The organism is Mucilaginibacter sp. SJ (genome assembly GCF_028993635.1).
In the GTDB taxonomy this organism is placed as follows: domain Bacteria; phylum Bacteroidota; class Bacteroidia; order Sphingobacteriales; family Sphingobacteriaceae; genus Mucilaginibacter.
Window position 1 is genome coordinate 5,932,566 of record NZ_CP118631.1, and the last position, 13,182, is coordinate 5,945,747.

General features: G+C 43.6%; 8 protein-coding genes. All 8 read left to right on the plus strand.

Annotated elements, in window-relative coordinates:
* The first annotated feature begins 408 nt into the window (after window positions 1-408).
* The gene (locus tag MusilaSJ_RS24425) at window positions 409-3,615 is read left to right on the plus strand and encodes a SusC/RagA family TonB-linked outer membrane protein (RefSeq protein WP_274987374.1); all 3,207 of its coding nucleotides are present in this window, start codon (window positions 409-411) and stop codon (window positions 3,613-3,615) included.
* 11 nt (window positions 3,616-3,626) lie between these two features.
* Window positions 3,627-5,381 carry a RagB/SusD family nutrient uptake outer membrane protein gene (locus tag MusilaSJ_RS24430; protein WP_274987375.1) on the plus strand — a complete coding sequence of 585 codons (1,755 nt, stop codon included), beginning with the start codon at window positions 3,627-3,629 and terminating at the stop codon, window positions 5,379-5,381.
* A 280-nt stretch (window positions 5,382-5,661) separates the two neighbouring features.
* Window positions 5,662-6,711, plus strand: a complete 1,050-nt coding sequence (locus MusilaSJ_RS24435; RefSeq protein ID WP_274987376.1) for a glycoside hydrolase family 88 protein — start codon at window positions 5,662-5,664, stop codon at window positions 6,709-6,711.
* Between the two features lie 2 nt (window positions 6,712-6,713).
* Window positions 6,714-7,745 carry a family 43 glycosylhydrolase gene (locus tag MusilaSJ_RS24440; protein WP_274987377.1) on the plus strand — a complete coding sequence of 344 codons (1,032 nt, stop codon included), beginning with the start codon at window positions 6,714-6,716 and terminating at the stop codon, window positions 7,743-7,745.
* Window positions 7,742-9,646: a glycoside hydrolase family 97 protein gene (locus MusilaSJ_RS24445; RefSeq protein WP_274987378.1), complete on the plus strand. Its 1,905-nt coding sequence runs from the start codon at window positions 7,742-7,744 to the stop codon at window positions 9,644-9,646. The genes MusilaSJ_RS24440 and MusilaSJ_RS24445 overlap by 4 nt, the downstream gene beginning before the upstream one ends.
* A 35-nt stretch (window positions 9,647-9,681) precedes the next feature.
* A complete protein-coding gene (locus tag MusilaSJ_RS24450) occupies window positions 9,682-10,593 on the plus strand; it encodes an ROK family protein (protein ID WP_274987379.1) in 912 nt (303 codons plus the stop codon).
* Window positions 10,590-11,822, plus strand: coding sequence for an L-fucose:H+ symporter permease (fucP, locus tag MusilaSJ_RS24455; protein WP_274987380.1), 1,233 nt, complete (start codon window positions 10,590-10,592; stop codon window positions 11,820-11,822). Before MusilaSJ_RS24450 ends, fucP begins: the two co-directional genes overlap by 4 nt.
* A gap of 249 nt (window positions 11,823-12,071) precedes the next feature.
* A complete protein-coding gene (locus tag MusilaSJ_RS24460; protein ID WP_274987381.1) occupies window positions 12,072-13,130 on the plus strand; it encodes a LacI family DNA-binding transcriptional regulator in 1,059 nt (352 codons plus the stop codon).
* Window positions 13,131-13,182 lie beyond the last annotated feature (52 nt).

The following is a 13,182-nucleotide window of genomic DNA, read 5'->3' on the forward strand; positions in this document are numbered from 1 at the left end:
CGTTTTAGCTGTCCCGCAGAGATCTTTCTACACATTTTATTGAAAAATTTATATAAAAATTTAAATTGATTTAAATCAAATCAATAATCATTGAATTTGATAAAATAAGCCGTTTATTTATTGTTAAGCCTATTTTAACCTTTTTTAGGTGACGAAAAATATCACTATGGATGGCATTGTTTATGTTTTGAAACTATAGTTTGCGCAGAAAATATATTTGAATTTGCAAATATCCACTGTCTTAATGTGATTTTAAAAATGTAATAATGGCATTTATATGTTCAAATTTGTGTCATATAAGCATTTATTATGATGTTTTTTTATAACTATTGATCATTTTTTCGTGATTGTAGTTAATAATTAGCAAAACGATATTTTTTATTTAAATCGATTTAAATTTAATTAATTTTGACCAAATCATTGGTAATCACCTGGCATCACCTGGCTGCTGATTATCAACTAACCAATTTTTTAAACTTTATGAATATGGGAAATTTTACTTTCAGAGTTAAACCGAAGATTTTGCCGGTAGTATTGAGCCTTATGCTTTTGTTTTGTATCCGGGCGAATGCACAAAAATCCCCCATCAGTGGAAGGGTGTCCGACAGTCAGACTAATCAGCCCGTTGTTGGTGCCACGGTCAAAGTCAAGGGAAGTACAGCGGGCACCGCCACTGATGCAAAGGGAGCGTTTACATTATCCGCACTTCCGGGAGCTGTGCTGGAGATTACCAGTATCGGTTATCAGACTATCTCAGTTCCTGCAGATTTCGCAGGGCCTATGCTTATTAAAATCCTGCCCGACAACAGCAGATTGAGCGAAGTAATAGTTGTGGGTTATTCGACCGTCCAGAAAAGAGCGACACTTACGGGTGCGATCAGCACACTTGACTCCTCTGCTTTTAAAAACCGGGTTTCTACCAATCCTTTGAGCGCCATTCAGGGCACTGTTCCAGGAGTTGTGGTTTCCCGCACGTCAGGAAAGCCTGGCCAGGAGAACTGGAATTTTCAGGTTCGCGGCGCGTCATCAACAAATTCTACGCCTCCTTTGGTTGTTGTTGACGGAGTACCCTATACGGATCCGAGCATTCTGAGCTCATTTAATAATGATGATATCGCCACGATGTCCTTCCTGAAGGATGGATCAGCTGCAATTTATGGCGCACGGGCTGCTAACGGCGTGGTGCTGATAACCACCAAATCCGGAAAGTCGGGCGCACCGGTTGTTAATTATAACGGGTTATATGCACTGAAGCCTGTAGGCTTGATGCGGAAATATACGAACCTGAGGCAGTGGTACGAAATGACCAATGAAGCTTACACCAATAATAATGCGATCAACCCTTTCAAATCTTTTGAGCAATATTTTCAAAACCCAGCCGGACAGGTAATTTCACCCGGAGCGTTTAATACTAATGATGAGGCCTTTTTTGACTATGATCTCAGCAAAGCTACTTTCGGAACAAGTTCTACTAATCAGCAAAATGTTTCGATTTCTGGACGCGGCAATAAAGCAGGTTATTACTTATCGCTGGGCTATCTTAATGATGGCAGCAACCTTAAGTTCGGAACGAATTTCAATAAGAAGTACAATGTCAGGATCAATATGGATTACAACCTGCTGCGGGGCCTGAAGGTGACTAATCAGTTGTATTTTGAAAGACAGAACCGTATAGAGCCTTCCGCGCTGAGCACCTTGCTGAATGGGCCGAGCGTTACCCAGCCCGGTGCTCCGCTTTATCGTGCGGACGGGCAACCATTGTACAACTGGGGTAATTTCCTAAGTCCTGCCGGTCTGGCTGAACTGGGAGGGAACAGGGATCAGGTTGACAACCGGATCAATGAACAGTTCGGCCTGAATTATGACATCAATAACAATTTTCGGTTAAATGGTTCTGCAGCCGTCCGCTATACCCTGACTGACATTCAGCAGCATATCAATAATATTCCCTTCACGAATTACGCCGGCACGGTCGTGACCAGCCAATATGGAACAGGTAATGATTTTAATTCTTTCCGAAGAGATTTTCAGCAATCAACCTACCAGAGTTATTTTGCGAATTCCGAATATCATCAGACCTTCAACAGCGTTCATAACGTCTACGCTATGGCCGGGGTTTCGCAGGAAAAATATCATTATGATGCCTTCTTTAATAAAGTGAATAATGTGCTTCCGGGATTGAATTCTATTGCACAAGGAATGCCTTTACCCAATGCCAATGATACACGTGGCGGAGACTACTATGACTGGGCTATCAATTCCTACTTCGGCAGGGTAACCTACAACTATAAAAGCAAATACTTATTCGAAGCTATTGGACGCTATGACGGTTCATCGAGATTTACAGACGAAAACAACCATCGCTGGAAATTTTTCCCAAGTGTGTTAGCCGGCTGGGTAATCACTAATGAATCATTTATGGCTAACCTGAAATGGCTGAACAACCTGAAACTGCGCGGATCTTATGCTGTTGTGGGTAACCAGGCGGGTATCGGAAACTATGATTATATCGCCACTGTAAATAACAATGCTGGATCATATCCATTCGGCGCTTCTAATCCGACCAGCGTTACCACAACAGCTCCCGGAGGAATCGTGGCACCTAACAGAACCTGGGAACAGGTGGAAACCAAAAACATTGGGCTGGATTTTTCCTTGTTGAATAACAGGCTTTCCGGAACATTTGAGATTTACGAAAAATATAACCGCAATATGCTGATTGCGGTGGTTTACCCGGTAACGCTCGGCGGTTCGGCCCCTTTTACCAATAATGGAAATTTAAGGACCAGGGGATTTGATCTGACATTAAGCTGGAACGACAGGATTGGTCAGGTTAACTATGGTATAACCGGTATTTTAAGCGACAATAAAAATAACCTGATCAATATCGGCGGTGCCAACGTTCGGAACCCGGGTGTAAACGGCGGCGTTCAAGGATTCCCGATCAATAGTTATTTTGGTTATCAATATGCCGGTATTATTCAGAACGCAGCACAATTAGCCGATTATAAGGCCACTTTTTCCGGAGGCGGGTTACCGGCCAATATCGGTGTTGGGGATGCCATGTTTACTGACCTTAACGGGGATCATAAATTTGATGCTACTGACATTAAATACCTGGGTAATAATAATATACGGCTGAGTTTTTCCACGCAGCTTAATCTGAGCTGGAAAAATATTGACTTTTCTTCCTTGTTTCAGGGTGTTGGACGTCGTGATACCTATCGCAACGGGTCTTTGTACAGGCCTTATGTCGGCAGCGGTGCAAATCAGAGTGCTTATTTTTATCATAAAACCTGGAGCCCGGACAGGACGGATGCACCGTTTCCTAAGTTAACCACAGACGCAACAGTGCAGAATTACGATTACGCAGCCTCATCCTTAACCATAAAAAATAACAAATATATCCGACTAAAGAATTTCGTTATCGGCTACACACTGCCGAAGAACCTAACTCAAAAAGCTGGTTTATCCAAGGTCCGGATTTACTTTTCCGGTGAAAATCTCTGGGAAGCCGCAGCGATTAAAGATGGCTGGGATCCGGAAGCGCCAGACAGCGTTGACCAGTTTCCATTCTACCGAACTTATGCATTGGGTTTAAATGTTACCTTTTAATTGATTTTGAGATGAAAAAAATAACAAATAAAATAGTCATTATAGTAATTGGCATTGTGATCCTTACACAGAATGCCTGTAAAAAAGACCTGAACCTTGTACCGACTAACCAGCCGACGGATGCAACCTTCTGGACTAGCCCGGATCAGTTCAAATCTGCCGCTTCCTTATTTTATGGCTATTTGCCAACCTTTGACTATGGTGCGAGCTATTTACAGCCTTATAACCTTGAAGCGGATTACAATTCTGATTTTAGCGGTGGTATCAGTGCTTACAGCGAATCAAGCTTTACCCCACCACTGACCAACGCGGTTTATACAAATTCTTACGGCCAATTACGGGCGATCAACAATTTGCTTGAAAAAGCACAAACTTATAAGGGGGATGCTGCCGGCATCAAACAATATGTAGCTGAAGCGCATTTCTTTCGCGCTTTTGTCTATTTCCGTCTGTTGTTTTATTTCGGAGGTGTGCCGCTGATTACCTCTACGCTTACCCCTGCCTCCCCGGCATTACAGGCTCCGCGGGCGAACCGCGATGACCTGGTTAATTTTATAATCGCAGAATTGGATGCCGCGTCAGCTAATTTACTGACAGAGGATAAAATTGCGGCTGCCGATAAAGGCCGGATCAGCAAAACAGCAGCACTGGCTTTTGAAGGCAGAGTCACCTTATTTGAAGGTACCTGGAACAAGTTTCGTAATAATGCTGCCCGGGCAAACGAAATGCTGGGCAAGTCTGTAGATGAATCCAACCAGGTGATGAGCAGTGGACAATATCAATTGTTTGCACCTGAAAACGGGATTGCTATGGGTGATTCAACCTACAAATACCTGTTTATTCTGGAGAATCAAAAATCTAATCCCGGGGGATACACCAAAGCGAACAATAAGGAATTTATTATCCTTAACCGCTATGACTATACGTTGAGGCCAAATGGGGCGTTGATAACTCATGCGGGTGTAGGTACGCCTACCAGTAAGCTGGCTAATCTTTTTCTGTGCAGTGATGGTCTGCCAATTGATAAATCGCCTTTATTTCAAGGTTATGCCACCAAGTCATCGGAATTTAAAAATCGCGATAGCAGGATGAAGAATTTGTTCAGGATACCAGGTAATCTGTACTATGATAATTCCCCTAATCCGCGCTTCGCGCTGGACGGAACGACAACCAACAATGCAGGTATCGCTTTTGATCCGGTTCCTACAACAACCAATACCGGATATTTCAATTATAAATACCGTACAGAAAGGGGTATACCAGATCGCTCAGAAGGTTATGATTATCCTGTTTTGCGCTATGCTGAAGTTCTGCTTAATTACGCAGAAGCAAAATTTGAGTTGGACGGTCAAATCAGTGACGCTGATCTGAACCTGTCCTTAAATAAAATAAGGACCAGCCAGCGTACCGGCCTTCCCGCACTTACCAATTCTTTCGTTGTGGGTAATGGCCTGGACATGCGTACAGAAATCCGTAGAGAACGCTCAGTTGAACTGGCATGGGAAGGTTTAAGAATATTTGATCTGCTCCGCTGGAAAACGGCTGAAACCGAGATGAAAACATCATTACTGGGAATCAATTATAGCGGAACTGCGTACGCATCTGATTCGAGGTGGACACCACAGGCTGTACTGGGAACAGAAAATGGTTTTCTTGTCATTGAATCATCATCAAAGCGTTTCTTTTCAGATAAGAACTATCTGTTACCGATCCCTACTCAGGAAATCGCAGCTAATCCAAACCTTAAACAAAATCCTGGTTGGTAAGCATTTTTAATGCTCCGGCGGCAGATTGTAACCGGAATCCCGGTTGCAATCTGCTTATTGACTATCCTTTGTAAAACTATGAATAATTTCAATGCCATTTTCGAAACCTGATCCCCCTGTTTTTTTTGTCGCAAAGATTTTCTGCGTCCTTGTATTTTCGATTTACTTCATTCATTGTCCTTTAAAGGCACAGACGGCTTTTTCGCCCGAAAGCGCGATTCGCTATTGTGCAAGCCAGGCAGAGAAAACTCTGGCCAGGATACCATTCGACGAAAAAGATTTGCCGAGAAATATAGATTATGACAGGGGCGAATGGCGGTATGTTGATAATCATGACTGGTGTGCCGGTTTCTGGCCGGGTATTCTGTGGTATCTTTACGAGGGTACTCAGGACCGGAAATGGTCTTCAGCCGCTGACAGGTTTACCAGGCAGTTGGTGCCTCCCGGGAAACAGACAGGATTGGATCATGACGTTGGCTTTGTTCTATTTAACAGTTACGGTAACGGCTACCGTTTAACCGGCCGTTCAGCATATAAGAAAGTAATACTTCAGGCAGCGGATTCCCTTGCTACACTTTTTAATCCCAAAGTAGGCACCATTCTTTCCTGGCCTCCCATGGTAAAAAAAATGGGCTGGCCGCATAATACCATTATCGATAACATGATTAATCTTGAACTTTTATTCTGGGCGGCTAAACACGGCGGTAACCGGAGTTTATGCCATATTGCGGTTAAGCATGCAGAGACGACGATGCAAAATCATTTTCGCCCTGATTACTCCGCTTATCACGTCGTAGTTTACGATACGGTCAGCGGCCGGAAAATAAAGGGTGTCACCCATCAGGGTTATGCTGACAGTTCGATGTGGGCACGGGGACAATCGTGGGCTATATATGGTTTTACCATGTGCTACCGCGAAACCCATAAATCTGAATTTTTAAGCTTTGCGCAAAAAGTTGCCGATATTTATTTAAAGCGTTTGCCGACAGACCGAATCCCGTATTGGGATTTTAACGATCCGGCTATACCGAATGCCCCGCGCGATGCATCGGCTGCAGCAGTAACCGCCTCAGCATTACTTGAATTGTCCGGCTTTGTGCATAATAAAGTAAAAGCAGTTTATTATCGTAAGCAGGCTATCGCCATGCTTGCAGAACTGTCGTCAGCCCGTTACCAGAGCAGGGATATCAACAGCGCTTTTTTACTCCACTCTACAGGGCATCATCCTGCCGGGACCGAAATAGACGCCTCTATTATTTATGCCGATTATTATTATCTGGAAGCACTTCTGCGTCTGCAAAAATCCGAAAAAAAGAAAAGAAATCTATAACCATGCAAAAACGAATCACGGCTGCCTCTGCGGCAATTTTTATCCTCATCGCATTCAGGGTGTATGCGCAGTCCGATACTATCAGGCCCGCACAAATATGGCCGGATACAAAAGGAAACCATATCCAGGCACATGGCGGAGGCATCATTAAAGTAAAAAACGATTACTACTGGTATGGAGAGGAGCGCCGGCAGGGGCTTGATACCAATTACCGTTATGTAAGTTGCTACCAGTCAAAAGATCTGGTTAACTGGACTTTTAAAGGTGATGCCCTGCAGGTATCAAAACCTGATACGGTTTTGGGAAAATGGGTTTTGGAGCGGCCTAAAGTTTATTACAATGTGAAAACCCGGAAATTCGTCATGTATTGTCATGTGGACGGCCAGGTCCGCTCGGCTGTAAGTACAGCTACAGTTACCAGCGCTTACAGTTATGCACGTGTCGGTGTTGCTATTAGTGACAAAGCTACCGGTCCTTTCAGGTTCATCCGTACATTCAGGCCTTTGGGGCACGAAAGCCGGGATATCGGCCAGTTTATTGACGATGACGGAAGCGCTTACCTGATCTTTGAAGACAGGCCCTTCGGCTTCAGAATAGCCAGGCTGAGCGATGATTATTTGGATGTAGAAAAGCAAATCTGTCTGATTCCGGCTCATATGGAAGGCGGGGCGATAGTACATTATGGCGGCTTGTATTATGTTATAGGATCCTCATTAACAGGCTGGGCGGCAAATCCGAATAAGTATGCAACCGCAACGGACTTATCGGGACCGTGGACAGAATTTAAAGATATCGCCCCTTCCGAAACTAAAACTTACGGTTCGCAATCTACCATGATGATCAAAATTGCGGGTACAAAAAAAACAACGGTTTTATTTATGGGAGATATATGGAAACCAAAAACACAATGGGATTCGCGCTATTTGTGGATGCCTTTGGAAATCGGGAACGGCAAACTCTGGCTGCCGCAACCGCAACCATTTAGACTTAACGTCAGAACCGGCGAAACTAAATTGATCGATGAAAAGAAATGAAGATATTTAAAATCAGTATCCGGCTATTATTAATTTGCTTTTGCAATCAGGTCTACAGTCAGCCTATGGTACAGCAATCGGTGGTTACCCTGCAATCACCCGATAAAAACTTGGTGGCCGAATTTTACCAGAAAACAGTTGGCGACAATAAGCGGGCTATGTATTACCGGTTAATCTATAAGGGGAGGGAGATTATCGGTGAGTCGTTACTGGACATACAGATGGATAACCAGTTATCAGAAAAAGCGATGGCACTTAAGGTAGACCAGCATAAAGACTGGTGTGAAAATCTGACTGTTACCGGAGTGAAAACGACTGCAAAAGATACCAGCTGGATACCGGTTAACGGGGAACAAAGCCTGATCCGGGATCATTATCATATGGCTGATATTGCACTTCAGAAAGATGATAATCCCATTTATGAAATGCACGTGCAGATACGTGCTTATAATGAAGGTGTAGCCATCAGATATTATTTCCCTGAAAACCAGAAAGGTACTTATTACAACATTACCGGCGAAAATACGGAGTTCAGCTTACCGGAAAATACAATGGGCTGGTTTGCAAACTGGGCACAGGCGCCTTATTATAAATTACCTTTAAAAGACTGGCCCGGAGAAAGTGAAAGGCCCTTGACTTTAGAGCTGCCAGGCAGCTTATACCTCAGCCTGAGCGAAGCGGGCTGTATTGATTATGCGCGTACCAAGTTTAAACTGAGCAGCAGTAAACCAAACACGCTGACGACCGCTATGTTCGGCGAAACCCAGCTGATATCGCCGGTTGGTACGCCGTGGCGGGTGATCATGGTGGGGGAGCGCCCAGGTGACCTGATAGAGCATAATTACCTGATTGAAAACCTCAATGAGGAGAACAGGATACAGCATCCAGGCTGGATAAAGCCAGGTAAAATCATGCGGGTAATGAGACAAACAACTGATGATGCAAAAGCTAATATCGATTTCGCCGCACAGCTTAAACTGCAATATATCTTGTTTGATTGGAAATGGTATGGTCCGGCTTTCAGTTTTGAATCTGATGCTGCTAAAGTGGCCATTCCTGATTTTGACCTGCCGGAAATAATCCGCTACGGTAAGGAAAAAGGAATAGGTGTTTGGTTGTATGTTAACCAGCAGGGGCTTTATGCACAAAGTGACAGCCTGTTTGCGGTGTACAAAAGATGGGGTGTAAAGGGTGTTAAATTTGGTTTTGTGCAGGTCGGATCGCATCGGTGGACAACATGGATTGAGAAAACGATACAGCAAGCAGCGACCAGCCAGATAATGGTCAATATCCATGACGACTGGCGCCCGACTGGCGAACAACGGACCTGGCCCAACCTAATGACCGCCGAGGGCATAAGGGGTAATGAAGAAATGCCTGATGCCACTCATAACACGATATTACCATTTACACGCTACATCGCTGGCCCGGCGGATTATACTATTTGTTATTTTAACAAACGGATCAAAACTACTCATGCCCATCAGCTTGCTTTGGCTGCAATATATTACAGCCCTATCCAAACTTTATTCTGGTATGATAGCCCTGGCCTTTACCATAATGAACCAGAGCTGGAGTTCTGGCAAAAAATACCCACTACCTGGGATGAAACCAAAGTTGTTCAAGGTATTCCGGGGCAGTTTATCACAGTGGCCAGGCGGAAAGGCAGCAGTTGGTACGTTGGCTCAATCACCAACAACAATCCACGAAGGGTTAGGGTGCCCTTGAGATTTTTAGAAACGGGAAAAAAGTATAAAGCTACTGTTTATAGTGATGATGCGTCGATAAATACTGCCACCCATGTTAAAGTAAGCAGCAGAGTGGTTACCTGCAACACGGTTTTGGATATCAGCATGCAGCCATCCGGCGGTGAGGCCCTTGTGCTGGAAAGTGCCGAATAAACCGGTTTTAAAATTAATCAGAGAAGGATTCAATAATGACAATAAAAAACGTTTACACCCCACATATTTTATGTGCAGATATCGGAGGTTCCCATATAACGGCCGCTGTTTGCGATTGTAAAACCAATGTCATATCAGAGCAGAGCTCATTGAGAGCGAATGTCAACAGTAAGGGTGATGCAATCAATATCTTAAATGCCTGGAATGATGCACTGGAAAGGGTATTGGACCAGTCTCCGGTCCATGTTTCAGGAATGGCGCTGGCTATGCCCGGGCCATTTGATTACGAACGTGGAATATCCCTTATAAAAGGGCTTGATAAATATGAATCCTTGTATGGAACTGACATAAGGAAATATTTTTCAAATGCTCTGCAAATTCCTGAGAGCCGGATAAAATTCAGAAACGACGCTGAAGCTACTGTAGCAGGTGAATGTATAACAGGTGCTGGAAAGGGAGAAGATAATGTAATAGGTATCACGCTTGGTACCGGTTTCGGCTCGGCGCATTTTGCTGAAGGGGAATTCAGGGACCTGAATTTAGGCAGTTTGCCTTTTAAAGAAACTATCGCAGACGACTATTTATCAACGAGAGGGATCATAAGGCGTTACTACGAGCTATCGGGCAAATCAGCTAATAACGTAAAGGAACTTGCTGCCATAGCAGATAGGGACGATGCAGTTGTACAGGTATTTGAGGATTTTGCCGAGAACCTGGGCAATTTCCTGAGACCTCATCTTTTGAAGCTGGCTCCGGATCGCCTGATCCTTTGCGGAAACATTGCAAAAGCCGCCGGCCTGTTTTTAACTTCTCTTACTGACCGTTTGCCGCATATTAAAATCGAACTGGCCCAGCTTGGTGAACATGCTGCGCTCATAGGAGCAGCCAATCTTTTTAATACAGTTGATAAAACCTTGATTACATTCAAAAAAGTAAAAAAATCATGATGCCAAAACCTTTATTTACTGAAAAGAAATTTATAGTGCCTTTGATTTTTGTTACTTCTTTGTTTTTAATGTGGGGATTGCTCCATTCCATGAGTGACGTGCTCAACAAGCATTTTCAAAATGTCCTAAATGTGTCTAAATCACAATCCGGTTTAATTCAGCTTTCGGTCTTCGGTGCTTATTTTGTGATGAGTATCCCGGCGGGTTACATTCTAAAAAGATTTGGCTACAAACCTGGCGTCTTGTTAGGTTTAGGTCTCTTTGCTTCAGGCACATTCTTATTTGTTCCTGCAGCGAATGCGGGGTCATTCGTTTTTTTTAGGATTGCGCTTTTTATTTTAGGCTGTGGAATGGCTACGCTCGAAACAGTGGCACATCCTTTTGCGGCAGCTTTAGGTGACCAGCGGACAAGTGATCAGCGTATTAATTTCGCCCAGTCGTTCAATGCGGTAGGGGCCATTATCGGACCTGCCATCGGGTCGTACTTTTTATTGCGCGGGACAGGCGAGCATTCTGCTGACTTAACTTCGGTTAAGGCTTTATATGTATCGATAGGTTGTGTGATTGTATTAATTGCATGTGCTTTCTTGTTTTTAAAAATACCTGTATTGACAGACCCTCACGGCTCGCAGGAGGCGGTTGTTCCAAATGCTGTGAATGTTGACCTAGCACCCGGAAAAAAACTATATCGGCACAGCCATTTTGTATGGGCGGTTGCAGCCCAGTTTTTTAACGTGGCCGCTCAGGGTGGCACCTGGGCGTACTTCATCAATTATGGACACGATGTGATGAGGTTCAGCAATGAAACTGCAGGAGGATATATGAGTGTATTTATGGCTATGATGGCAGCCGGTCGTTTTGTTGGAACCTATCTTATGCGTTTTATAACACCTCATAAACTGCTTGCCATATTTGCTATGGGCAGTATAATAATGTGTGTAATTACTGCGCAAGCCTGGGGCTGGTCGTCTTATGCGGCCTTGATGATGATCAATTTCTTTTTCAGTATTATGTTCCCGACTATCTTCAGTCTCGGGTTGAAGAATTTAGGAGGACATACCCAGCAGGCATCGTCATTTATCGCTATGGGGGTTGTCGGTGGTGCTTTTTTTCCGCTGATCATGGGGCAGATCGCTAATCACGATGTTGCTAAAGCTTATTACCTGCCCATAATCTGCTATGCAGTTATTTTTATGTTCGGTTATAAATTTTATAAGGTAAAACGTTAACGATACGGGCAGCAAATATGGTCATAAAAGTAAAAACGGTGGCGATATTTATATCGCGCCGGTTCATCAACACTATCTGGCAAAAAGAAACGATAACGCGGATAAACTTCAAACCGCGGTATTAACAACGTAACTATTATTATTGGTTTGCCTTTCTTAATTAAATCGTTTTAAATTTGCAGCAATATCTTAATTTTAAACCGAAGGAGTACCGGGCTGTAACCATTGGCCGGTAATAATATTTCAGCTATGGCCAAAAAAATTTCAATAGGTGATATCGCAAAAGCGCTCGGCGTTTCCACGACGTCTGTGTCGTTTGTAATCAGTGGCAGGGCTAAAGAAAAGGGAGTTAGCGCAAAAATGATTGCGCTGGTCGAAAATTATATTAAGGAAATCGGTTATAAACCTAATCTGCTTGCCCAAAGTCTGAGGACGGGAAAAACGATGACTATTGGTCTGATGGTTGAGATGATTTCTGACTATTTTTTTTCAAAGATCGCATATCATATCGAAGGGCTGGCCTATGCGAACGGTTATAAAATCCTCTATTGCAGTACGGACAACGATGCTGAAAAGACTGCTGCGCTGATTAATTTGTTTATGGAGCGGAAAGTCGACGGTTTTATTATTACGCCACCTGCCGGGATCGAGAATGAGGTGAAGAATCTCATGGAAGCCGGCGTCCCCGTAGTACTTTTTGATCGCTATTTTCCAGAAATAGATACTAATTATGTTATCCTTGATAACTTCAACGGAACCTATAAGGCGATCAAAGAACTGATCCGCGATGGCTTCCGTAAGATTGCTTATATCGGCATTGACTCCCCGCAGACTCAGATGAATGACAGGGAAGGGGGATATTTGAAGGGATTGGAGGAAAATAGTCTGCCCGCTCTGATCAAACGGATTCCCTTTGGACAAGACAGCAAACAAACGGTAAAAGATATAGTAAAGTTTATGAAGGCCAATAAACAACTGGAGGCCGTTGTGTTCGCCACGAATTATTTGGCACTCAGTGGAATACAGGCTTTTGATGAAGCAGGTCTTAAAATTCCTGACGATGTGGCTGTTGTTGCCTTCGACGATCATATGATGTTTGATCTGTACCGGCCAACAATCACTGCGATCGCCCAGCCGATTGAACAACTGGCAAAGCAGGCTTTTGATGTATTACTTAGTCAGCTTAACGATGAAAGTCAACAGATTAATACGTATAAGGTAGTTGTTCCGCCAAAGTTCATCATCAGAGATTCTACAGAAGCTGTGAAAAATAAAAAGGTCTCAGCGGTAAGCAAATCTGAATCATGAAAAAGCAGTTTTCTTTGAAAGGTTTGCGGCATTGTTTATTGCTTGTTTTGTT

Excerpts from the sequence above, each read along its gene's own strand:
- MusilaSJ_RS24445 (WP_274987378.1), top strand. The coding sequence starts at position 7,742 with ATGAAGATATTTAAAATCAGTATCCGGCTATTATTAATTTGCTTTTGC.
- MusilaSJ_RS24440 (WP_274987377.1), top strand. The coding sequence starts at position 6,714 with ATGCAAAAACGAATCACGGCTGCCTCTGCGGCAATTTTTATCCTCATC.
- MusilaSJ_RS24450 (WP_274987379.1), top strand. The coding sequence starts at position 9,682 with ATGACAATAAAAAACGTTTACACCCCACATATTTTATGTGCAGATATC.
- fucP (WP_274987380.1), top strand. The coding sequence starts at position 10,590 with ATGATGCCAAAACCTTTATTTACTGAAAAGAAATTTATAGTGCCTTTG.
- MusilaSJ_RS24430 (WP_274987375.1), top strand. The coding sequence starts at position 3,627 with ATGAAAAAAATAACAAATAAAATAGTCATTATAGTAATTGGCATTGTG.
- MusilaSJ_RS24460 (WP_274987381.1), top strand. The coding sequence starts at position 12,072 with ATGGCCAAAAAAATTTCAATAGGTGATATCGCAAAAGCGCTCGGCGTT.